Source organism: Bacteroides sp. AF20-13LB (assembly GCF_003603065.1).
GTDB lineage: Bacteria > Bacteroidota > Bacteroidia > Bacteroidales > Bacteroidaceae > Bacteroides > Bacteroides uniformis.
Map to the genome: position 1 here is coordinate 77,632 of NZ_QTMH01000009.1, position 22,000 is coordinate 99,631.

Annotated in this window: 26 protein-coding genes and 2 pseudogenes; 21 read left to right on the forward strand and 7 right to left on the reverse strand. The window is 47.4% G+C overall.

Annotation, left to right across the window (positions count from 1 at the left end):
• Positions 1-3: 3 nt before the first annotated feature.
• Positions 4-1,266, reverse strand: coding sequence for a conjugal transfer protein MobB (mobB, locus tag DWX62_RS11920; protein WP_120172851.1), 1,263 nt, complete (start codon positions 1,264-1,266; stop codon positions 4-6).
• Positions 1,251-1,673 (reverse strand): conjugal transfer protein MobA, encoded by a 423-nt coding sequence (mobA, locus tag DWX62_RS11925; protein ID WP_040312737.1) that lies wholly within the window; start codon positions 1,671-1,673, stop codon positions 1,251-1,253. Before mobA ends, mobB begins: the two co-directional genes overlap by 16 nt.
• 96 nt (positions 1,674-1,769) lie before the next feature.
• Here mobA and DWX62_RS21970 point away from each other — a divergent pair, with 96 nt between their 5' ends.
• The 21 genes and pseudogenes from DWX62_RS21970 to DWX62_RS12030 all read left to right on the forward strand — a co-directional run bounded on the left by DWX62_RS21970 (position 1,770) and on the right by DWX62_RS12030 (position 18,714).
• The gene (locus tag DWX62_RS21970) at positions 1,770-1,928 is read left to right on the forward strand and encodes a hypothetical protein (protein ID WP_158561364.1); all 159 of its coding nucleotides are present in this window, start codon (positions 1,770-1,772) and stop codon (positions 1,926-1,928) included.
• 485 nt (positions 1,929-2,413) lie between these two features.
• A complete protein-coding gene (locus tag DWX62_RS11930; protein ID WP_004326326.1) occupies positions 2,414-3,166 on the forward strand; it encodes a ParA family protein in 753 nt (250 codons plus the stop codon).
• Between the two features lie 5 nt (positions 3,167-3,171).
• Positions 3,172-3,609, forward strand: a complete 438-nt coding sequence (locus DWX62_RS11935; RefSeq protein ID WP_117652470.1) for a DUF3408 domain-containing protein — start codon at positions 3,172-3,174, stop codon at positions 3,607-3,609.
• Positions 3,610-3,611: 2 nt separating this feature from the next.
• On the forward strand, positions 3,612-3,986 hold the full coding sequence (locus DWX62_RS11940) for a DUF3408 domain-containing protein (protein ID WP_117652427.1): 375 nt from the start codon (positions 3,612-3,614) through the stop codon (positions 3,984-3,986).
• Positions 3,974-4,633, forward strand: coding sequence for a DUF4122 family protein (locus DWX62_RS11945; protein ID WP_117877796.1), 660 nt, complete (start codon positions 3,974-3,976; stop codon positions 4,631-4,633). The genes DWX62_RS11940 and DWX62_RS11945 overlap by 13 nt, the downstream gene beginning before the upstream one ends.
• Positions 4,634-4,721: 88 nt before the next feature.
• Entirely contained in the window at positions 4,722-5,114 is a 393-nt protein-coding gene (locus tag DWX62_RS11950; RefSeq protein WP_009121384.1) for a DUF4134 domain-containing protein, read from the forward strand.
• 3 nt (positions 5,115-5,117) lie between these two features.
• Positions 5,118-5,441: a DUF4133 domain-containing protein gene (locus tag DWX62_RS11955; RefSeq protein ID WP_117652429.1), complete on the forward strand. Its 324-nt coding sequence runs from the start codon at positions 5,118-5,120 to the stop codon at positions 5,439-5,441.
• A pseudogene (locus DWX62_RS11960) lies at positions 5,438-7,507 on the forward strand (TraG family conjugative transposon ATPase); the annotation flags it as partial. The gene DWX62_RS11955 and the pseudogene DWX62_RS11960, both read left to right, overlap by 4 nt.
• A gap of 574 nt (positions 7,508-8,081) precedes the next feature.
• Entirely contained in the window at positions 8,082-9,896 is a 1,815-nt protein-coding gene (locus DWX62_RS11965) for a reverse transcriptase/maturase family protein (RefSeq protein ID WP_117652430.1), read from the forward strand.
• A gap of 107 nt (positions 9,897-10,003) precedes the next feature.
• Positions 10,004-10,450 (forward strand): annotated as a pseudogene (locus tag DWX62_RS11970) (conjugal transfer protein TraG); the annotation flags it as partial.
• Between the two features lie 5 nt (positions 10,451-10,455).
• The gene (locus DWX62_RS11975) at positions 10,456-11,070 is read left to right on the forward strand and encodes a hypothetical protein (protein ID WP_181986296.1); all 615 of its coding nucleotides are present in this window, start codon (positions 10,456-10,458) and stop codon (positions 11,068-11,070) included.
• A 43-nt stretch (positions 11,071-11,113) separates the two neighbouring features.
• Positions 11,114-11,473, forward strand: a complete 360-nt coding sequence (locus tag DWX62_RS11980) for a DUF3876 domain-containing protein (protein ID WP_004294975.1) — start codon at positions 11,114-11,116, stop codon at positions 11,471-11,473.
• The gene (locus tag DWX62_RS11985) at positions 11,470-12,099 is read left to right on the forward strand and encodes a DUF4141 domain-containing protein (protein ID WP_009121388.1); all 630 of its coding nucleotides are present in this window, start codon (positions 11,470-11,472) and stop codon (positions 12,097-12,099) included. The genes DWX62_RS11980 and DWX62_RS11985 overlap by 4 nt, the downstream gene beginning before the upstream one ends.
• A 3-nt stretch (positions 12,100-12,102) precedes the next feature.
• Positions 12,103-13,116 (forward strand): conjugative transposon protein TraJ, encoded by a 1,014-nt coding sequence (gene traJ, locus DWX62_RS11990; protein ID WP_117652432.1) that lies wholly within the window; start codon positions 12,103-12,105, stop codon positions 13,114-13,116.
• Positions 13,117-13,148: 32 nt separating this feature from the next.
• Entirely contained in the window at positions 13,149-13,772 is a 624-nt protein-coding gene (gene traK / locus DWX62_RS11995) for a conjugative transposon protein TraK (protein ID WP_004326315.1), read from the forward strand.
• Between the two features lie 252 nt (positions 13,773-14,024).
• Positions 14,025-15,329, forward strand: coding sequence for a conjugative transposon protein TraM (gene traM, locus DWX62_RS12005; protein WP_118163688.1), 1,305 nt, complete (start codon positions 14,025-14,027; stop codon positions 15,327-15,329).
• A gap of 46 nt (positions 15,330-15,375) precedes the next feature.
• Entirely contained in the window at positions 15,376-16,290 is a 915-nt protein-coding gene (gene traN, locus DWX62_RS12010) for a conjugative transposon protein TraN (protein WP_120172920.1), read from the forward strand.
• Positions 16,287-16,844 (forward strand): conjugal transfer protein TraO, encoded by a 558-nt coding sequence (locus DWX62_RS12015; protein ID WP_117892286.1) that lies wholly within the window; start codon positions 16,287-16,289, stop codon positions 16,842-16,844. Before traN ends, DWX62_RS12015 begins: the two co-directional genes overlap by 4 nt.
• A 6-nt stretch (positions 16,845-16,850) precedes the next feature.
• Positions 16,851-17,711, forward strand: a complete 861-nt coding sequence (locus tag DWX62_RS12020; RefSeq protein WP_117652440.1) for a toprim domain-containing protein — start codon at positions 16,851-16,853, stop codon at positions 17,709-17,711.
• On the forward strand, positions 17,708-18,211 hold the full coding sequence (locus DWX62_RS12025; RefSeq protein WP_117652441.1) for a DUF3872 domain-containing protein: 504 nt from the start codon (positions 17,708-17,710) through the stop codon (positions 18,209-18,211). The genes DWX62_RS12020 and DWX62_RS12025 overlap by 4 nt, the downstream gene beginning before the upstream one ends.
• Before the next feature lie 47 nt (positions 18,212-18,258).
• Positions 18,259-18,714 (forward strand): glycoside hydrolase, encoded by a 456-nt coding sequence (locus tag DWX62_RS12030; protein WP_120172921.1) that lies wholly within the window; start codon positions 18,259-18,261, stop codon positions 18,712-18,714.
• 47 nt (positions 18,715-18,761) lie between these two features.
• Here DWX62_RS12030 and DWX62_RS12035 read toward each other — a convergent pair whose 3' ends face one another.
• The 5 genes from DWX62_RS12035 to DWX62_RS12055 all read right to left on the reverse strand — a co-directional run bounded on the left by DWX62_RS12035 (position 18,762) and on the right by DWX62_RS12055 (position 21,999).
• Complete coding sequence (locus DWX62_RS12035; RefSeq protein ID WP_120172922.1) at positions 18,762-19,109, reverse strand: hypothetical protein; 348 nt, start codon at positions 19,107-19,109, stop codon at positions 18,762-18,764.
• Between the two features lie 91 nt (positions 19,110-19,200).
• A complete protein-coding gene (locus tag DWX62_RS12040) occupies positions 19,201-19,965 on the reverse strand; it encodes a hypothetical protein (protein WP_120172923.1) in 765 nt (254 codons plus the stop codon).
• 44 nt (positions 19,966-20,009) lie between these two features.
• A complete protein-coding gene (locus DWX62_RS12045; RefSeq protein WP_120172852.1) occupies positions 20,010-20,276 on the reverse strand; it encodes a hypothetical protein in 267 nt (88 codons plus the stop codon).
• 86 nt (positions 20,277-20,362) lie between these two features.
• Entirely contained in the window at positions 20,363-21,253 is an 891-nt protein-coding gene (locus tag DWX62_RS12050) for a hypothetical protein (protein WP_004326295.1), read from the reverse strand.
• A 26-nt stretch (positions 21,254-21,279) separates the two neighbouring features.
• Positions 21,280-21,999, reverse strand: coding sequence for an N-6 DNA methylase (locus DWX62_RS12055; RefSeq protein ID WP_120172853.1), 720 nt, complete (start codon positions 21,997-21,999; stop codon positions 21,280-21,282).
• Between the last annotated feature and the right edge of the window lies 1 nt (position 22,000).

The following is a 22,000-nucleotide window of genomic DNA, read 5'->3' on the forward strand; positions in this document are numbered from 1 at the left end:
TGATCAGATACCGTGTGATTTGCGTTTCTGCGGTTTCTTTTTCCGTTTCATGCGGCGACGGAACGCTTCTTCCTCGTAATCGACTGCCGGATTTGCCTCAAAGGAGAAGATGCCTGCCGCCTGTTCAAGCGCACTGTTTTCTTCCATACGGTGGCCGTACCGTTTCCAAAGTTCCTCCGGACCGGACTGTTGTCTGTCCTGCCAGGGTATTCCTTCCCACCAGTTGACAAGGCCGTTGAATACGTTGGCGGAAAACTCCTTTCCCATACGTGAACCGTTGAACGCCTCGCGCCGTTCATGGTCTATGAATGTGACACCGTAGATACGTCCGGTATCGTTCCTTCGGAATACCACATCAATGTGCTCCTGTTTCAGCAGTTCCCTGAATTCCTGTTCCGATTTTGCGTTACGCATGGCCCATACGACCTTGCCGGATATGGCAGGAGCCCATCTGCCTTCCTTGAAGTCCTGTGTATGCCGTAACATACGTTCGGACAGTCCCGTATTTCCGAAACGCTTGCCGAACCTTGCACTTTTTATCGGAGGGCTGACTACTTTTCCAATATCATCTGTAGCCGAATAGATGATACCCGTATAGGGTGTTCCCATGTAATCGCCTAGTAGTTGTCGGGCTTCAATGTTCAGTGTGGAAAGCAGTGCGGAATACTCTCCGAAAGTCTGGAAACGGTAGCTTTCCAGTACGGCCTTTAGTGTGTTTCCTATCTGATGGCGTATATCCCCCTGTGAGGCATCCACCTTTTTCAGTTCCGCTTTCGGATTCCGTCTTTCCGCATCCGCACTGTTACGCAGTCCGAATTCCTGTTCCAGTTCCCGGCAGGCTGTCATTGAACGGCGGTGTTCATAGGAGTCATTGATTTTCCTTCCTTCATCGTCAATGCATACACTCACGATATGTATGTGCGTGTTGCAGGTATCTCCATGTCTGTACACGATGAACGGCTGGTCACCATAACCCATTTTCTGCATGTATTTCTCTGCCAGTTCCGCCAGCCTGTCATTGTCCAGCCTGTCTTCCGGTGCCGGGCTGAGGGCGATATGCAGGACCGGCTTATCCGTCCTCCTGTTTGCCGTCAGATGGTTTTCAAATGAAAGGAGAGCTAGACGCATGTCCTCGCTCGGCAGTCCCGGGCGGTCGGAAATCATCCGGTGTCCGGAAAGGATTTCCGCCGTCCCCTGAAATACCTTTTCATGATTATAGGCCAGTGCCCCGTAAAGACTTTCTCCGTGACTTATCTTTGCAACCATTTCTTTTCATATTCTTTAGTTAAGGCCATAATCTGTTTGTTGAGCAGTATCAGTTCCAGGGTAGCCTTTTCAAGTTTGTAAAGCAAGGACATCGCCCTTTTTTCCCCGAAGTTTTTCTGTACGGCCCTTACGACCTGATTGTAATTGTTGCCTATTGCCTGGAATTGTCTGTAAAATTCCCCGAGCCGGATGTAATAGTCCATGGAAACCTTGTCCACCTTGATTACCTTCAGCTGTTCTGAAAAGATTGATTTCTTGATAAAGATTGTCCTGTCCCTTGCTCCGGATTCCAGAAACAGTCTTTCAAATCTGCTTTTCTCCTGTGCGTTCAGACGGAAATTGTACTTGTAGTCCGCCGGATCAGTCTTCGGTTTTCTGCCTGTCCTTCTTGCCTGTTTTTTCTCCATGCTTTTCTGCTTTTGGGTTATTTTTCTTTCTCCGTCAGATTTTCCGACTTTGGAGGAAAATCTCCCGACCGTTAGGGAGGGCAAGTTGGTTTTTGTATGGCAGAATACTTTCTGTCGTACAAAAACACAACTTGCTCTGTTCGTTTGAACAGAGAATCCACCTCCAGCGGATTGCTGCGCGACGTGAGCGGCGTGCTGCTGTCCGTCGGAAGATGTTCCAAGCCGTTCATCGGTTCTGACTTTGCAAAATTATGACCGTGTAAACAGTTGTGAAATAGCGGATTGTATGACATATAATGACGCCTGATGACATCTGATGTCATGGTATTGGTTACATATTACCTGTATGCTTGAAAGACCTTATTTTTGACGCGATTTAAGCGTGCAATATTGCAATAACATAATGACATAATAACATAACAACATGGTATTGCAATAATATAAGGACATAATAACATGGCAACATAGTATTACAATAACATAATGACATAATAACATGGCAATATAGCATTGCAATAACATAATGACATAATAACGTAACAACATAGTATTGCAATAACATAAGGACATAATAACATGGCAACATAGTATTGCAATAACATAAGGACATAATAACGCGGCAACATAATATTGTAATAACATGAGGACATAATAACATGGCAATATAGTATCACAATAGCGTAATGCCATTGTAAGATTAGTGAAAGAAAAAGTGAATATTAACCCCAAAAACAAAAGGTATGAACAAACGTCCGATTCTTGTCGCCTTCAGCAATCAGAAAGGCGGTGTGGGCAAGTCCACGGTAACAGCGGTTCTTGCCAGTTATTTTAATTATGTAAGAGGTCTGAAAGTTGCTGTCGTTGACTGTGACTATCCCCAGTTCAGTCTGGAAAAACTAAGGGGAAGGGATTTGAAGAACCTTGAGAAAAGCGAGTATCACCAGCGACTTTTCTGCCGTCAGTTTGAAGACGGTTCCCGTAAGGCCTATCCGATCGTCACTTCCACGCCGGAGGCAGCCGCAGAGATTCCCGGCAAACTGGAAGGCGACTATGACCTGATATTCTTCGATCTTCCCGGAACGGTGAACTCCCGTGGTGTATTCGAGTCCGTCATGAACATGGATTTTATCTTTACTCCCATTGTAAAGGACCGTATGGTCATGCAGAGCAGCCTTTCCTTTGTATCGACCGTTCAGGATTTTATCGGACAGCATCCGGAAGCTCCCCTGAAGGACATACGTTTATTCTGGAACCGTATGGACAGCCGTACTTCAAAAGAACTGTATGTAATGTATAATGCAATAGTGCTTCGTATGGGGTTGAAGGTCTTTGAAACCGTACTTCCGGATCTTGAACGTTTTAACAAGGAAATGACACCTTCTTCCAGGCAGCATTTCCGCTGCACCCTTCTTCCTCCTTCCGAATCACTACTGAAAGACAGCCGTCTTGAGGCGTTTGCCCAGGAGATGGAACGTATCATATTTCCGGGATAATGGCTATGGCAAAGAAAAGAGAGATATTCAAGGTGGACGAGGATGCCTTGAAAGACATGATGGCCAGTGAATCCATTTCCTGCGGTAAATCTGGAACTGATGTCGGCGAGAATGTTCTTCCTGTCACAGAAAAGGAAAAAAATGTACCGGATGTAAAGACACAGGGACAGGAAAAGTCCCGGAAAACGATACGCGCCGATCCCGGACTGGAAGAGAAGGTGGAAATGTATAAGGAACTGTTTCTGGACAGAAAGAAGTCCGTACACAGAAAGCAGACCTATATCAGCTATGACATGTATTGCAGGCTGGCCCGTATCCTTCCCCTTCTGAGTGATGACATGAGTGTGCCCGCTTTTTTGGATAATGTGCTGGCACACCATCTTGAGACTTACAGTGAAGAGCTTGGCGAGCTGTTTCGCCGAAAAACCCCAAAAACATTCTGAAAATGATATGGATTGTATTGACTGTTGCCGTATTGGTTTGCGGTCTGCTGTTATGTTGCGTTTATTTACTGTCCAATAAGATTTGTTCACTGAAAAGACAGGTCAGAGAGTTGAATGAGAAAATAGGAATAGCGAACTGCTTTCCCGAATATAGCCGTGTGTATCTGAACGATACTCCAGTCGGGAAAGGACGTCAGATTCGTATCCGTTGCGGTTTGTACAACAAGGCAAGCCGCCTTATTCCGTTTATGGCTCCCGGCATGAGTGTTTCAGTCTATGTGAGCAATATCGTGGAGGAGCACTTGAAACGCCACGGAGAATTGCTGAAGAATGAACTTGAATGTTTTCTCTATAAGGATTCTTTATGGAAGAACTGATATACTTCTGTGTACGGATTGTCTGTATAGGCTATTTGCTGTACAGCGTGTATGGCTGGAGAAGGCGTATCGAAACTGTTTGTACCCTGCTTTATGGGAAACCTTGCGTGAAGAAGGAAAATAAAGAAGCTGCCGGAACGGAATCTGCGGTTTCAGATGCAGAAGTGATGGGAAGTACCCGTTATGTCTATCTGGACGAGAATGCCGGAAAGACTGCCGCTCCCTTCATGAGCCAGCCACTTGAAAGGAATTTTATCGGTGAGGAGGAGGATGTGCAGCAGGAAGATGTGGAATGCAACCTTCAGCTGGATAAAATGAAACTCCTGCAGGAAGTCCAGGAAGACCTTGATGCGGAGTCTCCCGAAGTGGAATCCGTATCACCTGTTCTGTCCAGCAGGGACATGGAAGTACTCGGCGAATATCTGACACATCAGGATGAAGCCGACCATGAGAAGGCCATGCAGGCGGCCCGTGTCCTGTTCTCCATCAGGCAGACCAGCCTGATTGATGTGTTCCTTTCCAATATGGAGAATTCCGCGATTGTAGAGGAACTGATAGACAGGTATCTTGATGAGGACGGCAATCCCAAACCGCTTAAAGTAAAGGATGGGAATGAACCGTCTGACGAGTGGCGGAAATATATCTGACACCGATATATTCAGGCATCCCGGAAATCTTTTCGGGATGCTTTTTTTATGTCTGTAAGGCTTCCTGAATGACATCTGATGACATCTGGTGACACCTGATGACGGTGTTGTATCACAGCGGTTTAAGCCTTATATATTTGCAGTCGAATTCAACATTTATGTCAAACCCCAAAATGATTCAACAATGAAGAGAAGAATCCTATTTTCAGTATTATGTGTGCTGGCAGCGGCAGGTGCCTTCGCACAGGGACAGGGTCTTGCCGGCATCAATGAGGCTACCAGCCTTATGACTTCGTATTTCGATCCGGCCACCAAATTGTGTTATGCCATCGGAGCCGTACTCGGTCTGGTCGGCGGTATCAAGACGTATGGCAAGTTCAGCAGCGGTGACCCGGATACGTCCAAGACTGCGGCAAGCTGGTTCTTCGCCTGCATCTTCCTGATTGTGGCCGCCACCATTCTCCGTTCCTTCTTCCTATAAGCCATGGATTACCGTATCAACAAAGGAGCAGGCCGTCCGATTGAGTTCAAGGGCTTGAAATCACAGTACCTGTTCTTTTTTGCCGGAGGCCTTGTATCGGTCTTTCTTGCGGTGGTTGTCCTGTATATGGCCGGTGTCAGCCAGCTGGTATGCCTGTCTTTCGGGGCGATATCCGGTACCCTTGCCGTATGGCTGACTTTCCGCATGAATGCCCGCTACGGTGAGCATGGGCTGATGAAGATGCTGGCCGAGAAACGCCATCCGCGCTATCTGTCAGCCCGTCGCAGAATATTCAGAGCATTAACCAAAAAGAAGAGAAAGAAATGAGAAGTGTATTGAAGGCCTGTGATCTGGAAGACAGATTCCCGATTCTGGCCGTGGAAAACAACTGCATCGTAAGCAAGGATGCGGACATTACGGTAGCCTTCGAGGTCGAGCTGCCTGAACTGTACACGGTGACGGCGGCGGAATATGAAGCCATTCACGGTACCTGGGTAAAGGCCATGAAGGTGCTTCCAAATTATTCGGTCGTGTACAAGCAGGACTGGTTCGTCAAGGAAAACTACCGGAGCGAAGGAAACGGGACGGAAAGTTTCCTGTCCCGCAGCTATGAGCGTCATTTCAACGAACGCCCGTATCTCAGACACCGCTGCTTCCTGTATCTGACAAAGACCACACGCGAACGTGCCCGTCGCCGCAGTGATTTCAGTACCCTGTGCCGCGGCTATATCCTTCCCAAGGAAATCACGGACTGGGATTCGGTCGTGAAATTCCTGGAGGCGGTGGAGCAGTTCGAGCGTATCATGAACGATTCGGGGCATGTCAGGATGAAGCGTCTCAGAACGGAAGAGGTGGTCGGAACGGAAGAATGTCCCGGGCTGATTGAAAGATACCTGACTCTCGGTATGGAGGACACGCACCCCGTATTACAGGACATCTGCCTTGATCCGGAACGTATGCGCATCGGTGACAAACGTCTTTGCCTGCATGTACTTTCCGATACGGAAGACCTTCCCGGCAGTGTGGGCACGGACATGCGCTATGAGCGCTTATCCACGGACCGTAGCGACTGCCGTCTTTCGTTTGCGGCTCCGGTAGGACTCCTGCTTTCATGCAACCATGTCTATTCGCAGTACGTGTTCATCGATGACGCGCAGGAAATCCTGCAACGCATGGAAAAGACCTCACGCAACATGCTGTCCCTGTCGAAATACAGCCGCAGCAATGCCGTGAACTATGAATGGGCAGAAATGTATCTTGACGAGGCGCATACGAAAGGGCTTGTTCCGGTACGGTGCCACTGTAACGTACTGGCCTGGGCGGAAGACGAGGAAGAGTTAAGGCGTATCAAGAACGATACCGGCAGCCAGCTTGCCCTGATGGGATGCGTACCCCATTACAACACGATAGATACTCCGGTGCTGTACTGGTCTGGTATTCCCGGCAATGCGGGCGATTTTCCGGCTGAGGAAAGTTTCTATACCTTTCTGGAACAGGCTGTCTGCCTGTTTGCTTCGGAAACGAATTACCGCAGTTCGCCCAGCCCGTTCGGTATCCGTATGACGGACAGGCAGAGCGGCGTACCGCTTCATCTGGACATCAGTGACCTGCCCATGCGCAAGGGAATCATCACCAACCGCAACAAGTTCATACTCGGTCCCTCCGGCAGCGGTAAATCCTTCTTAACGAACCATCTTGTCCGCCAGTATTATGAACAGGGTACCCATATCCTGCTGGTGGATACCGGAAACAGCTATCAGGGACTTTGCAGCCTGATTCATGACCGGACACATGGCGAGGACGGTATCTATATCACCTATGAGGAGGACAATCCCATCGCCTTCAATCCGTTCTATACGGATTCCGGGGAATTTGACGTGGAAAAGCGTGAAAGCATCAAGACACTGATACTCACACTCTGGAAACGTGAGGATGAAGCCCCAAGGCGTTCTGAAGAAGTGGCCCTTTCTGGAGCGGTGAACGCATACATCCGCAGGATAACGGAAAACAGGGATGTCAGACCCGATTTCAACGGATTCTACGAGTTTGTGCGTGATGACTACCGCCGGATGATTGAGGAGAAGAAAGTCCGTGAGAAGGATTTTGACATCGACGGTTTCCTGAACGTGCTGGAACCGTTCTACCGTGGCGGTGATTATGATTTCCTGCTTAATTCGGACAAGGAACTGGATCTTACCAACAAGCGCTTTATCGTATTTGAACTGGACAATATCAGCGGAAACAAGGTGCTTCTGCCCGTGGTCACGCTGATAATCATGGAAACCTTCATCGCTAAGATGCGCCGTTTGAAAGGCATCCGTAAGATGATACTCATTGAGGAATGCTGGAAAGCCCTGATGTCCGCCAATATGAGTGAGTACATAAAGTATCTTTGTGCGCCCGTAAAGGTTGCATCGTAAATATCTCTTTGGCAAGAGATTAGGAACGTGTTCTTTGAAAAATAACCTATCATCAGCCGACTTATCTGTTTCGGGAAAACTTAACCGAGCAGGGAGTGTAGCATGTCGGAAAAGTCATAAGTCAGTTAGTTACCAAACTGCGACTGAATGGCGAGATGAAAAGATAGATATGAGGATAAAGTCCGAATTGATTGAACGATAGTCTGAGTGGTCCCCCTTGAGGCTATGGCGTAAGGTAACTATCAACCGCCATATCGTGATAATACTTCAGTGAATAGGTATGAATGTAGCAAGAACTTATCACGACACAAGCGCAGTAAGCGATTAAAGGACGGAAGTCGTATCCGACAATCTATCATGCCAACAGTTACGATGTGATAAACGGGGATTACCTATCCCGAAGTGCCGAAAGGCTATTAGGTTTGACCTATGAAAATTCGGAGTGGTAACGGAGCTTCCATAGTAGTCCGAGCAAGGTAACACCTTGTACATGGCGAAGGGAAGCAGCTAATTATTAATACAATTAACGGAAAATGTGAGAGACATTATGAGAAGTCCAGAAAGAGTATTAAACAGTCTGTCAGAACACAGTAAGGATGCAAGCTATAAGTTTGAACGCCTTTACAGAATTTTGTTCAATGAGGAAATGTTCTATGTTGCCTATCAGCGTATTTATGCTAAAGAAGGTAACATGACTAAAGGTTCGGACGGTCAGACCATTGACAACATGAGCCTGAAACGAATTAAAAAGTTGATTGATACGTTAAAAGACGAAACGTACCAGCCCCAACCGTCAAAGAGAGTGTACATACCGAAGAAAAACGGTAAGAAAAGACCTCTTGGCGTGCCGACTTTCAATGACAAGTTGATACAGGAAGTGGTAAGAATGGTATTGGAAGCCATATACGAGGGGAGTTTTGAATATACCTCGCATGGGTTTCGTCCCAATCGAAGCTGCCATACTGCATTAACTCATATCCAAAAGGAGTTTAGCGGTGCAAAATGGTTTGTAGAGGGAGATATAAAAGGCTTCTTTGATAATATAAACCATGATGTATTGATAAGCATTCTTTCGGAACGCATTGCGGATGAACGATTCATCCGATTGATACGCAAGTTTTTGAAAGCTGGATATATTGAAGAATGGCAATTCCACAATACTTACAGTGGCACACCGCAAGGTGGTATCATCAGCCCGATATTGGCTAATATATACCTTGACAAGCTGGATAAGTATATAAAGGAATACACTGCCAAATTCGACAAAGGGAAGAAACGAAAATTCAGTAGAGAAAGTATGGACTATAAAAATGCAAGAAGCCGTACTGTGCGAAGATTGAAGTCCGTAAAAGACGAAAGGCAAAGGACAAAGCTAATCCTTGAACTGAAAGCAATAGAACAAGGACGGGCTAAATATCCCAACGGCGAAGAAATGGATGCCGATTACAGAAGGATGAAATATGCAAGATATGCAGATGATTTTCTTGTGGGAATTATCGGAAGCAAGCAGGATGCGCTACAGATAAAGGAAGATATTAAAAACTTCCTTGCTGATAAATTGGCATTGGAACTGTCCGATGAAAAGACACTTGTCACCCACACGGAAAGACCTGCCAAATTTCTCGGATATGAAATCACTGTAAGAAAGTCCAACGACCAAAAAAGGGATAAACGGGGTAGATTAAGAAGAAGAACCTATGGTAAAAGGGTCTGCTTAAATGTCAGTATGGAAACTGTCCGTAAAAAACTTTTCAATTTGGGAGTCTTAGAACTGACAAACCGTAACGGAAAGGAAATATGGAAACCGAAATGCAAATCGGGACTGATATTCAATGACGACCTTGAAATCCTTGATAGTTATAATCGAGAAATCGTGGGTTTCTATAACTATTACTCCATAGCTAACAACTGCGCCCATGCCTTGAATAATTTCAGTTACATCATGGAATACAGCATGTACAAAACGTTTGCAGGCAAATACAAGTGCCGCACACGTGAGGTAAACAAGAAATATCGCAAGAACGGTAGGTTTACCATAAAGCACATGACTAAAACAGGTGTAAAGGAAAGATACTTTTATAATGGTGGGTTCAAACGAAAAAAGCCCACCTATAAATCGGAATGTGACACTATGCCACGGACAATTTATACCGCAGGGCGGACAAGCCTTGTTGAAAGACTAAAAGCCCGTGAGTGTGAATTATGTGAAGCGACAGACGACCTTGTTATGCATCATGTAAGGAAACTAAAGAACTTACAGGGCAAGGAAAGCTGGGAACGACACATGATTGCCCGTAAACGCAAGACGATTGCCGTGTGCAGGAGTTGTCACAAGAAGATACATGACGGAAAGATAGACTGAAATTAGTGGAGAGCCGGATACGCTGAGAGGTGTAAGTCCGGTTCGGGGGCGAGCTTTTGGAAACCTGCCATAGAAATATGATAAGGCGCCGGGTGCTTAGCCTACTTAAGACCGTCAGAAAATATTTCGGTGAGGCCGTGGTGGTCACCCAGGAAGTGGATGACATCATCAGTTCCCCTGTCGTAAAGGAAGCTATCATCAACAACAGTGACTGCAAGATTCTTCTTGACCAGCGGAAATACATGAACAAGTTCGACCATATCCAGCGGCTTCTCGGACTGACCGACAAGGAACGCGGACAGATCCTGTCCATTAACCAAGCCAACCATCCCGGACGTTTCTACCGTGAGGTCTGGATCGGTCTTGGCGGTACCCACTCGGCCGTGTATGCCACGGAAGTCAGCGATGAGGAATATGCCGTATATACCACGGAAGAGTCGGAAAAGCTGGAATTGCAGAAGCTGGCCAGGGAACTGGGCGGAAATCTGGAACTGGCCGTGAAACGCATTGCGGAAATGAGAAGGGAAAGGAAAAGGTCAAACGGTAAAGCATGACGGTTATGAATGACAGTTTTGAATCGGATGAAAGAAAGCGTAAGGAGACCATTGAATGTCTCTACTGGTCCCTGATGAACGGATGGGACATACCGAAGGATATCCGTGAATATTACGGATTTTCAGAAGACTATGAGCTGTATCACCGGCTTGAAAGTATGGAACCGGAAGATTACAGGGAAAGAAGGCTCAGAGGCGAGATACCTGATGCCGTAGAGGTCGATGTAAGACTGACACATGCTGTGGAGAAGGTCTTCGAGCGGCTTTGTTCCCCTCCTCCCGTACAGTATCTCGACAAGCTGTACGGGGAACTGGAAAAGCTGGGAGGTTTCATCGCCAACCCGAAGAATATTGACAGCCCTTTCATTAATTCCTGTTTTCTCATGAAATACGGCATTGACCGGAATTCCCCGGATGAAATCAGGCGGCAACAGTCAGAAAAGGCCTATAAGGAACTTTATGCCAGGTTTGAAACCATGGTTGGCCTGAAGTCCCCAAACAAAAAGGACGATGCCATTATCCGCAAGGAATGCCGGCAGCCAGCCTGTAAGGACAGGCCGACCGGAAAAGTCCGCATCCCTGTCAGTCCGAAGCCAAAGAGACGCAAGATGGGACTTTGAGAGATTCAGTAAAACAAGAACAACATCATTAAAAAGACAAGACATGAAAAACAGACAGTTGTACAGACTGGCCGCCTGCCTGATCGGGGCGGCATCACTGCTGTTGCAGAGCTGTAGTGAAAGCAGGTTCAAGGACTGTGACCGCCTGTGCGGTTCATGGAGCAGTGTGGAAGGCAAGCCCGATGTCCTTATATATAAGGAAGGGGACGCCTACAAGGTGACGGTTTTCGCCCGCAGCGGAAAGACACGGAAGCTGAAGCCGGAAACCTATCTGCTGGTGGAAGAAAACGGTAACCTGTTCATCAATACCGGCTACCGCATAGACATCGCCTACAATGAGGCGGCTGACGTATTGACCTTTTCTCCGAACGGTGACTATGTAAGGAAGGAGGTGCGTCCATGAGAAAAAGACTGCTGCTGCTTTGTGCAGGAACCTTTTTTCTTGCCGGACAGATACGGGCACAGTGGGTGGTGACCGATCCGGGAAACCTTGCCCAGAGTATCATCAACATGTCGGACAATATCGTGCATACCTCTTCAACCGCGACAAGTACCGCCCAGAATTTTGCGGAGACGGTGAAGATATACCAGCAGTACAAGAAATACTATGATGCCCTGAAGTCCGTCAACAATCTGGTGAAGGATGCCCGTAAGGTCAGTGAGATCATCCTGATGGTCGGTGACGTGTCGGAAATCTACGTGACCAATTTCCAAAAGATGCTGGGTGACGAGAACTTTTCTCCCGAAGAACTGGATGCCATCGCTTTCGGTTATACCAAACTTCTGGAAGAGAGCAACGGGGTGTTGCAGGACCTCAAGCAGGTAATCAACGTCAGCACCCTTTCCATGACCGACAAGGACCGTATGGACGTGGTGGATGACTGTTATGCCAGTATGCGCCGTTACCGCAATCTCGTGAATTACTATACGAACAGGAATATAGCCGTGAGTTTTCTGCGTGCCCGCAAGAAGAATGACCTTGACCGTGTCCTGAAGCTCTATGGCAATGACACCTCCAAATACTGGTAACCTATGGTATTGTTATCCGTGGATTTCTCGAATCTCCATACCATTCTGGAGAGCCTTTACAATGAAATGATGCCCCTTTGCGGGGATATGCTGGATGTGGCCAAGGGACTTGCCGGACTCGGTGCCCTGTTTTATGTGGCCGTCCGTGTCTGGCAGTCGCTTGCCCGTGCCGAACCGATAGACGTGTATCCGCTTCTGCGCCCGTTTGCGATAGGCATCTGCATCATGCTTTTCCCGACTCTGGTACTCGGAACGATGAATACGGTGCTGAGTCCGATTGTGCAGGGAACCCACAAGATGCTTGAGGGGCAGACGATGGACATGCAGCAGTACCGTGAACAGAAGGACAGGCTGGAACGTGAAGCCATGCTCCGTAATCCGGAAACGGCCTATCTGGTCAGCGATGAGGAGTTTGACCGTCAGCTGGACGAGCTCGGATGGTCGCCCGATGCCATGGCAACCCGCATGGGCATGTATATGGAAGTGGGCATGTACAATCTGGAAAAGAATATCCGTGACGCCTTCCGCAGTCTGCTGGAACTGCTTTTTGCCGCGGCATCCCTGCTTATAGATACGGTAAGGACCTTTTTTCTGGTTGTATTGTCCATCCTCGGTCCCATTGCCTTTGCCTTCAGTGTGTGGGACGGTTTCCAGTCCACGCTCAGCCAGTGGTTCACACGTTACATTTCCGTCTATCTGTGGCTTCCCGTGAGTGACCTTTTCAGCTGTATGCTGGCCAAGATTCAGGTACTTATGCTGCAGAACGACATCCTGGAGCTCCAGAACAATCCGAACTATTCGTTGGACAACTCCAATTCGGTATATGTGATCTTCATGCTGATAGGTATCATCGGATATTTTACCGTGCCGACCGTGGCCGGATGGATTGTGCAGGCAGGCGGTGCCGGAAACTACAACCGAAACATCAACCGTACCGCGACCAAGACCGGAGGATTTGCAGCCGGTGCCGCAGGTTCCGGACTGGGAAATATCGGAGGGCGTCTGCGTGGAAAATAAACTGAACAGGAACATTAAAATCATGAAAACAGATGGAATTCAAATCACTGACCAATATTGAAAGCAGTTTCAGACGGATACGCCTGATGCTTGCGGTCTTTGTCGGATGCTGCACGCTCGTGACCGTCTTTGCCCTGTGGAACTCATACCGCTTTGCGGAGAAACAGCGTGAGAAAATTTATGTACTCGATGGCGGCAAGTCACTGATGCTTGCCCTTTCACAGGATCTTTCACAGAACCGTCCGGCTGAAGCCAGGGAGCACGTAAGAAGGTTCCATGAGCTTTTTTTCGGGCTGTCACCACAGAAGGATGCCATCGAGCACAATATCAACCGTGCCTTGCAGCTGGCGGACAAAAGCGCCTATCATTACTATGTGGATTTTGCCGAGAAAGGATATTACAACCGTCTCATTTCCGGTAATATCAATCAGGTGGTACGGGTGGACAGCGTGGTCTGCGACTTTTCCGGATACCCCTACAGGGCCAGGACGTATGCCCGCCAGATGATTATCCGTGAGAGTAATGTGACGGAACGTTCGCTGGTGACTGACTGCCAGCTTCAGAATACGTCCCGTTCCGATGACAACCCCAACGGCTTTATCATCGAACATCTGACCATACTGGAAAACAAGGACATAAGGAGCGTAGAGCGATGAAAAGGAACCTGACGAGACAGGCGAACCTTCAACTCAGGAGGTTCTGCCACAGACTTACCGTTAAACAGCGCAAGGCCGTTCTCTGGATACTGTTTGTCCCGTTTACCGCCGCATGTGTCTATACGGCATGCAGACCGTTTATAGGCAGTAATAATCGGGAGTCCGGAATGGAATTTATGGAAAAGGATTCACTCCGTATGGAGTTCATTCAATCTATTGTAAGAAATGGAGAAAGAAAAAGTCAAGAAAGTAATGGAACGGCTGATGAAACCGTTCAGGCTCCGGTCTTCAAAGGACAGGAAGCCGCTGAGTGAGGAACAGAAACGCAAACGCGCCGGATTTGTGGTGTATCCGCTGATGTTCCTGCTGTGTCTGGGAAGTTTCTATCTGATATTCTCACCTTCCGGGCAGGAACGGGAGCGGCAGGATAAAGGACAGGGATTCAATACGGAAATCCCTTCTCCCGAGGACAGCCGCCTGGAAGGAAACAAGAAGGATGCCTATGAAAAGGCTCTGATGGAACAGGAAAGCAGGAAAAGGAAGACATTCTTTGAAGCTGCGGAGTCCATGTTTGCCAAAGAGGAACGGAAAGACAGTGTCCGTCTTCCCGATAACATTCCACCGGAGAGGCAAACAAACACGGAAACGGAAACAGAAAAAGGAAATGCCGGACCGGTCAGTTCCTCGGCCGGAGCCTACCGTGAGATGAACCGTACGCTGGGAAGCATCTATGAACCGCGGACCGATCCGGAAAAGGAAAGGCTTCTGGAAAGGATTGAGGAACTGGAGCGTATGCAGCAACAGCAGCAGAAACAGGAGCCACTGTCAGGCATGGAGGAAAAGATGGCCCTGATGGAAAAATCATACGAACTGGCCGCCAAATACAATAACCGTCAGGCAGTGGAGACTCCTTCTCCCGTCAGAAAAGCGGAGGACAAAAAAGCCATACCGGTGAAACAGGTTCACAATGAGGTGGTATCCTCGCTTTCCAGACCTATGAGCGACGAAGAGTTCATATCCGCCTTTTCGGGAGAACGCAATGCCGGTTTCAATACGGCTGTCGGCCGGAAGACAGTAACGGAAGGCAATACCATTGCTGCCTGTGTACACGGAACACAGACCGTATCCGACGGACAGGCCTTGCGCCTGCGGCTTACCGAGCCCATGTCCGTTGCCGGACGTTTCATACCGAAAGGGACCGTACTGGTAGGTGGCACACGCATACAGGGTGAACGGCTGGAAATCATGGTCAATGCCGTGGAATACAAGGGAACTATCCTGCCGGTGGAGCTAGAAGTCTATGATCTAGACGGACAGCAGGGAATCCTGGTGCCGGGTTCACTGGAATATGACGCTGCCAGGGAGATTGCCGCCAACATGGGAACCTCGATGAACAGCAGCATCAACATTTCCACAGATGCCGGGGCGCAGATTGCCTCCGATCTGGGAAAAGGTGTGATACAGGGCGTTTCCCAGTACATATCCAAACGGATGCGTACGGTAAAGATTACTTTGAAGGCCGGACACCGGGTACTGCTCCATTCACCGGAGAAATGAAATACAGGAAACTATGAAAGAAAAGACAACCATTAAACAAAAGCACATGAAGAAGATTCTGATGATGTTTGCCCTTTTACTGGGCGTATCGGCTGCCTGGGCGCAGCAGAGTAGCGGTGATTATTATGAGGGGCTGACCCGCAAGATCGGTTTCAGCCAGATGATTCCGCCGCATGGACTGGAAATAACGTATGACAAGACTGTCCATGTCATTTTCCCTGCTCCGGTCAAGTATGTGGATCTTGGTTCTACAAACCTGATAGCCGGCAAGGCCGACGGTGCCGAGAATGTAATCCGAGTAAAGGCCACGACACGAAATTTCAGGGAGGAGACCAATATGTCTGTAATAACCGAAGACGGGAACTTCTATACCTTCAACGTGAAGTATGCCGATGAGCCGCTGCTGCTGAATGTGGAGATGTGTGATTTCATCCATGACGGAGAATCGGTGAACCGTCCCAACAATGCCATGGAAATCTATCTGACCGAGCTGGATAACGAGTCACCCCGTCTGGTACGTCTTATCATGAAATCCGTGTATGAGAATGACAAGCGCTGTATCCGTCATATCGGCTGCAAGCGTTTCGGTATCCAGTATCTGCTCAAAGGACTGTACACCCATAATGACCTGCTTTATTTCCATACCCAGGTAAAGAACTCCTCGAATGTGCCCTTTGACGTGGATTTCATTACGTTCAAGGTGGTGGACAAAAAGGTGATGAAGCGTACGGCCATGCAGGAGCAGGTGATTTATCCGCTGCGTGCCTACAATTATGTGACACGTGTAAACGGCAGGGATTCGGAATGTACGGTATTTGCCCTTCCCAAGTTTACAATACCGAACGATAAGAAACTGGTTGTGGAGATGTATGAGAAACAGGGTGGCCGTCACCAGAGTTTTGAGGTGGTCAACGAAGACCTGGTGCGTGCGGAAACCATCAACGAACTGAAGGTACGATGAGAACGAAAGTATTGTATATGCTGGCATTGCTGCTTGTCCTTTCCGTAGGACAGGCAGAAGCCCAGCGGATTCTGCCAAGGATGCAGGGTGTGGAAATGCGTGGAGGTATGGCTTCCGATAACGGATACTATATGGGAATGATACTTTCAAGCTATGCCAAAGGCGGGAACAAATGGGTATATGGAGCGGATTACCTGCATATGAAACACGGTTACCGTCATGTGACCATCCCTTCGGCGCAGTTTACGGCAGAAGGCGGATATTACCTGAATTTCCTTTCCGATGCGGGAAAAGTGTTCTTCCTCAATCTGGGAGGATCGGCACTGGCTGGATATGAGACGGTAAACTGGTCCGATAAAAAACTCTATGACGGGGCCACTCTGAAAAACGGCGATGCCTTTGTGTACGGCTGTGCCCTGACGCTGGAGATGGAACTATACCTTGCCGACCGTGTGGCATTGACGGCTTCCTTGCGTGAACGTTTCCTGTGGGGCGGAAGTCTCGGACATTGCCATACCCAGTATGGAATCGGCATCCGTTTTATGATAAATTAGTGGGTTATGGAACTGGAAGAGATTAGACAGATTTCCCTTGTCGGTTTTCTTGAAAATCTGGGGCATATGCCTGTATCCCGTAAAGGAAATGATGTCTGGTTCAGATCCCCTTTCAGAAATGAGAGAACCGCATCCTTCAAGGTGGATACGCAGCGGAATGTCTGGTTTGATTTTGGCCTCGGAAAGGGAGGTGACATCTTCCATCTTGCCGGAGAACTGACCGGAAGTACCGGTTTCATGGAACAACTGGAGTTCCTTTCAGGGAAATCCGGCATCCTTCCCCTCCGGCCTTTACAGGAACGTAAGAAGATACCCCGCGTTTCCGGATTCGAGGACGTGAAAGTGACGGAACTGAGTCATGAGGCATTGAAAGGTTACCTGAAAGAGAGAGGCATTGATCCGGCCATAGCCGGGAGATTCTGCAAGGAAGTGGCATACGGAATACGGGGCAAACGGTATTTTGCCATAGGCTTCATGAACCGGAGCGGCGGCTATGAACTCCGTAACCCGATGTTCAAGGGATGCATCTCTCCCAAGGACATTTCCTGTGTGTCCCTGTCCGGAAAGAAACAGGATACGTGCTGTGTGTTTGAAGGATTTGTGGATTTCCTTTCGGCATTGGTATTGCGGATTGTGAAGGACGAGGACTGCCTGGTGCTGAACTCTGTATCCAATCTGGAACGGTCGTATGCCGTTCTGGAGGGTTACGGTAAAATCCTGTGCTTTCTTGACCGTGATCGGGCCGGGATTACTGCACTGGAGACTTTGAACATACATTTCGGGAATAAGGTTATGGACTGTTCCGGTTTGTATGATGGATTAAAGGACTTGAATGAATATCTGACAAAAACAAAGGAAAACAAATGAAGACAGAAAAGAATATAAGAAAAGGATTTGGGTTGGCAGGCAAGATTGCCATGTTCTGCATAGTTCTGGTCAGTCTTGTACTGACCTCGTGCGAATCCGAGCTGGAAATCCAGCAGAGTTATCCGTTTACCGTGGAAACAATGCCGGTTCCCAAGGAACTGAACAGGAATGAGACGGCGGAAATACGGTGTGAACTCAAAAGTGAGGGCGATTTTGACGGTACGGTCTATACGATCCGTTATTTCCAATATGACGGGGAAGGTTCCCTGAAACTGGACAACGGTCTTGAATTCAAACCGAATGACCGTTATCTGTTGGAGAACCGGAAGTTCAGGATGTATTATACTTCACTATGTGACGAGGCGCAGAACTTCATTGTCGTTGTCGAGGACAATTGGGGAAACATGACGGAAATGGAATTTGACTTCAATGATGCAGGCGATGAAGAGACGGATGCCGTGGAAGATTCTTTGTCAGTTCAGGAAGGAGGTGCCCTATAATAACCGTTAGACTTCTAAGGTCAGTACTGCCATTGGTGGTACTGGCCATGACGGTAACTTCCCTGCGTGCACAGGAGAATGTGGAAGACTCACGTTGGGAAACGGCTGTCAGGTGTATCAAGAAATACGAAGGATGGCATGGTCCGGAACATTATCCGTATGTTGCATACGGTCACCGTATCAGAAAAGGGGAAAAGTTTCCCGTCAGTCTGACAGAAAGTGAGGGAGACAGTATTCTGAGAAAAGACCTGAAGGAAATGTGTGCGTTGTTCCGTCATCTGGGAAAGGATTCGCTACTGATAGCCTGTCTTGCTTATCAGGTGGGCCCATATAGGTTGCTCGGTTATGGCAGGATGCCCAAAAGCACGTTAATAAGGAAACTGGAAGCCGGTAACCGAGACATTTATGCGGATTTCATACGATATTGTCACTATAAGGGAAAGAAAATTCCGTCAATAGAAAGGAGAAGAAAAGAAGAATACAGATTATTGTTTATACAATGAAAAAGAACAGAACAGCCGTGAATTATGAAAAGTTCACGGCTGTTCTGTTATAATGTTCTGTTCAGAAAAAGTGACAGGTGATAAATGAACCGGTTATACTGTTTCAGAGCATCCATATCCAGTTTCATATTTCTGTAAGGATTTGAATCTTCCGTATAGAAATAGATGTCTATTGTCTGGTTGCCATTTTTTATAATCTTACCGTTCAATGGTATCGCGTCCACATCCTCAAATTTTTCAAGAGGAAGTCCTTCTATGGAACCAGTTTCTTGTTTCCCAAGACTGTTTATATAATGATTAAACAATACAAACCCTTTTTGGGCATAATCAATATGAATGCCGTACGGACGGTTACGATAAAAATTCTCTTTTGCCTTTTCCTGATAATTCTCCATCATAATACTACTGACTTATATTGTCTTCTGTTTTTAATTTTCCAGGGGCAAAGTTATGAAAGACTGATATATCTGACAAGTTTTATTTGGTTTATAATGTTATCGATTTAAAATCCATAAAATGGAATAATACAAAATCCTCACTAGAAAAATCAGATAGATTTATCAGTTCGGATAAATTTTTACAGTAGAAAAATATCGTATTATCATATTCTTCAGGTACATCAGTAATTGCGATGTTTACGTATTCAGTATTAAGGCTGTCTTTCCATATAATCTTACACTCTGCAATTTCGGGCTTTTCCCCATATGTTTTGACAAATTTCTTGAAATCGTTTTCAATATCATTTTTTACGGCTTCTATGTCGCAGAGAATGGTATAATTGTCACACTTCTCACACCATCCATACAGAAATGACTCTTCATCATAATTATAGAACTGTTTTGTATTCGGATTGATGAATGCATTGCAGACTACATGATTTTCTCCACATTTGCAACATATAACATTCTCTTCCAGTCCTGTATTTTTTATCTGAAAGGTGTTTGTTATGGCTTCCAGAATGTCGTTAAGCCATACCGGATTGGCCAGAACCGCCTCATGGCGGCTTGTGACCTTGTAATTTTCTCCGGTTATCTTATCATAGACTTCAAGTGTGATTCCTTCTCCGATAGCAGTTACCTTGTGTACGGAACATTCGCACGGATCACCGGTCTTGTCAAACCATATTACGTAAACCGGATTGTCATTGTCTGTCAATACGACTTCGGAAACCGAGTTTACCTTCATCAGTGCAAGTATCCTGCCGATGATTTCATCGCACAGGTTTTCAATTCTTTTTTGGAAAATATTCATATTCAGATGATATTTGGTTGATTGTTTATGAATGGGATTCTTTGTCATTCCAGATCTTTTTTGCGGACTGGATTGTAGGGACAGGACTGTACCAGGTAATTGGTATTTCTGCCCTGAGTCTGACTGTGCTGTCTGAAACATTCGATGTCATCTTCCTCCAGTTTCAGTTCTCTTCTGTTCTTTTGCAGGAAGTCTGCTGCCTTTTCTATGGAAGAGAAGACCGCCTTTGGCTCGAATGAACTGTATTCGTGCCATGCGTTGCAGCTGAAAAGGATATACATTTCAGCCTTTATTCTGTTACTTGCTGCCATATCTTATCTGATTATTCGGGTTGATAAATGACAAAGCCCGATTCCGCTGGTAACGGAACTGGGCCTGTCGTATTCGGTTTCAGGTTCTAATTCTGGTTATATGAAAGCAGGAAATCGGCCATTGCTCCGTTCTGTGGAATCATGGCAGGAAAATCAGTCTTTCCAGGCTTGTAGATTTCTGTCGCTACATTGTAGACATCCCACGCTGTAATGCGTGGCTGTTCAAGTGAGAGTTTGAGCAGTTCTTCCGTAAACACGGAAATCTGTCCCTGGTTAAGTGGATAGGTGTCCACCTGTGATGCCAGTCTTTTGTCTGCACTGTCATGCGATACACGCAGAGCCGTCAGCATACCGATAATCATGTATAATTCACCGGGTGTCAACACCTTTTCCTTGAGCCTTTGGATTCGGCTTCTGTCCGCATCCATGTCACGCTCAAAATTGCGCATCCAGTCATCCACCTTTCCGAACAGTTCCTCGGTAGTCACCTTGTCCTTGCCGTAGTTGGCAACGCTTCGTTCGGGTGAAAGGATACACTGGTTGTGGCAGATACGTACGCAGGGACCTATCGCTGCCTGAATTCCGTCCTGATGGTAGGCTACCACGAGTGTGGTTGTCAGTTCGTCGGTATCCCCGTTCAGAATGCGGATGGTCGTGAAGATCCTGCGCAGTACATGTGCTTCTACCGCCTTCTCTCCATAGGTCTGTTCCACCTGTGGCAGGATGACCACTCCGGGCTGTGTACGGTTCTTGTTCTGGGCGGCGAAGATTTCCTCCACCTCGTAGTTCAGGTTGTGACGGCGGCAGATGTCCGTCATGCGCTGGATGACCTGGTAGTGGTAGATTCCCCTTACCGGATTGCCGTAGATGTCGTTCTCCTTGTAGGTACGCTGTAGTGTTTCAAGGTCCATTACTTCGATTCCGTTGTTCTGGAAATCAAACTGTCTCTGATTGTTCAATGTTGCTAAAGCTTCCATAATTATATTTTTTAAATGGTTGGTAATTATTTGTCCAATAGGTTGATGATACGGACTGCCTCTTTGAAGCGTCCGATATTTTCCGGAAAAGGATTCCTGTATTCCTCTTCCTTCATGCGTCTTATAGAAGGTATTCCCGTCAAGGGCAGAGCCTGGTTGACTTTCCATCCGTCGGTGAATGCCTTCGGCTGGAGACTGTCATGACAGATCACTTCCCCGATACATCCGTGGATGAGCATGTTGCATACGGTCATCATGCAGCAGGTCCGGCTGATGTCTTCTCCGACCAGATAGTTTCCCGGATTGTGCGCATGGTATGCCAGCAGGAGCCTTCCGCTGCCGCATGTAGGGTCTCCCATCCTCTGTCCGGTCTCTTTTTTACCTGCCGCGCACATGACCATGAGTTCACAGATATGTGACGGCGTGAAGAACTGTCCGTTTGCCTGCTGTCCCGGTTTTGAGCAGTAGGCCATGTGGAGTTCACCGAAAGCGTCGAACCAGCCCGACCTGCCGATTTGTTTCTGCATGATACGTGTCCATTCGGCTGTCATTTCCATGAACGAGGCGTTTTGCTGACGCTTGTATTTCCAGTTGCTTATTGGCGGTGCTCCAGGAGAGAAGCCGTGGATGATGAAACGCAGCAGGTCGTTGAATACGGTCTGTATTTCATAGCCGCATGAGGAGGCAAAGCCTGTGATGAGCCTGTCGAGCGGCCTGACTTCGTTGGAGATTTCATATCGTGCCATA

Excerpts from the sequence above, each read along its gene's own strand:
- DWX62_RS11975 (WP_181986296.1), top strand. The coding sequence starts at position 10,456 with ATGAATGACAGTTTTGAATCGGATGAAAGAAAGCGTAAGGAGACCATT.
- mobA (WP_040312737.1), bottom strand. The coding sequence starts at position 1,673 with ATGGAGAAAAAACAGGCAAGAAGGACAGGCAGAAAACCGAAGACTGAT.
- DWX62_RS12045 (WP_120172852.1), bottom strand. The coding sequence starts at position 20,276 with ATGGCAGCAAGTAACAGAATAAAGGCTGAAATGTATATCCTTTTCAGC.
- DWX62_RS11945 (WP_117877796.1), top strand. The coding sequence starts at position 3,974 with ATGGAAGAACTGATATACTTCTGTGTACGGATTGTCTGTATAGGCTAT.
- DWX62_RS12055 (WP_120172853.1), bottom strand. The coding sequence starts at position 21,999 with ATGGCACGATATGAAATCTCCAACGAAGTCAGGCCGCTCGACAGGCTC.
- DWX62_RS11930 (WP_004326326.1), top strand. The coding sequence starts at position 2,414 with ATGAACAAACGTCCGATTCTTGTCGCCTTCAGCAATCAGAAAGGCGGT.
- DWX62_RS12020 (WP_117652440.1), top strand. The coding sequence starts at position 16,851 with ATGGAACTGGAAGAGATTAGACAGATTTCCCTTGTCGGTTTTCTTGAA.
- traK (WP_004326315.1), top strand. The coding sequence starts at position 13,149 with ATGGAATTCAAATCACTGACCAATATTGAAAGCAGTTTCAGACGGATA.
- DWX62_RS11955 (WP_117652429.1), top strand. The coding sequence starts at position 5,118 with ATGGATTACCGTATCAACAAAGGAGCAGGCCGTCCGATTGAGTTCAAG.
- DWX62_RS11980 (WP_004294975.1), top strand. The coding sequence starts at position 11,114 with ATGAAAAACAGACAGTTGTACAGACTGGCCGCCTGCCTGATCGGGGCG.
- DWX62_RS12035 (WP_120172922.1), bottom strand. The coding sequence starts at position 19,109 with ATGGAGAATTATCAGGAAAAGGCAAAAGAGAATTTTTATCGTAACCGT.
- DWX62_RS11965 (WP_117652430.1), top strand. The coding sequence starts at position 8,082 with ATGAGAAGTCCAGAAAGAGTATTAAACAGTCTGTCAGAACACAGTAAG.
- DWX62_RS11985 (WP_009121388.1), top strand. The coding sequence starts at position 11,470 with ATGAGAAAAAGACTGCTGCTGCTTTGTGCAGGAACCTTTTTTCTTGCC.
- mobB (WP_120172851.1), bottom strand. The coding sequence starts at position 1,266 with ATGGTTGCAAAGATAAGTCACGGAGAAAGTCTTTACGGGGCACTGGCC.
- DWX62_RS12025 (WP_117652441.1), top strand. The coding sequence starts at position 17,708 with ATGAAGACAGAAAAGAATATAAGAAAAGGATTTGGGTTGGCAGGCAAG.
- DWX62_RS12050 (WP_004326295.1), bottom strand. The coding sequence starts at position 21,253 with ATGGAAGCTTTAGCAACATTGAACAATCAGAGACAGTTTGATTTCCAG.
- DWX62_RS12015 (WP_117892286.1), top strand. The coding sequence starts at position 16,287 with ATGAGAACGAAAGTATTGTATATGCTGGCATTGCTGCTTGTCCTTTCC.
- DWX62_RS12040 (WP_120172923.1), bottom strand. The coding sequence starts at position 19,965 with ATGAATATTTTCCAAAAAAGAATTGAAAACCTGTGCGATGAAATCATC.
- DWX62_RS11940 (WP_117652427.1), top strand. The coding sequence starts at position 3,612 with ATGATATGGATTGTATTGACTGTTGCCGTATTGGTTTGCGGTCTGCTG.
- traN (WP_120172920.1), top strand. The coding sequence starts at position 15,376 with ATGAAGAAGATTCTGATGATGTTTGCCCTTTTACTGGGCGTATCGGCT.
- DWX62_RS12030 (WP_120172921.1), top strand. The coding sequence starts at position 18,259 with ATGACGGTAACTTCCCTGCGTGCACAGGAGAATGTGGAAGACTCACGT.
- traJ (WP_117652432.1), top strand. The coding sequence starts at position 12,103 with ATGGTATTGTTATCCGTGGATTTCTCGAATCTCCATACCATTCTGGAG.
- DWX62_RS11935 (WP_117652470.1), top strand. The coding sequence starts at position 3,172 with ATGGCAAAGAAAAGAGAGATATTCAAGGTGGACGAGGATGCCTTGAAA.
- traM (WP_118163688.1), top strand. The coding sequence starts at position 14,025 with ATGGAACGGCTGATGAAACCGTTCAGGCTCCGGTCTTCAAAGGACAGG.
- DWX62_RS21970 (WP_158561364.1), top strand. The coding sequence starts at position 1,770 with ATGGCAGAATACTTTCTGTCGTACAAAAACACAACTTGCTCTGTTCGT.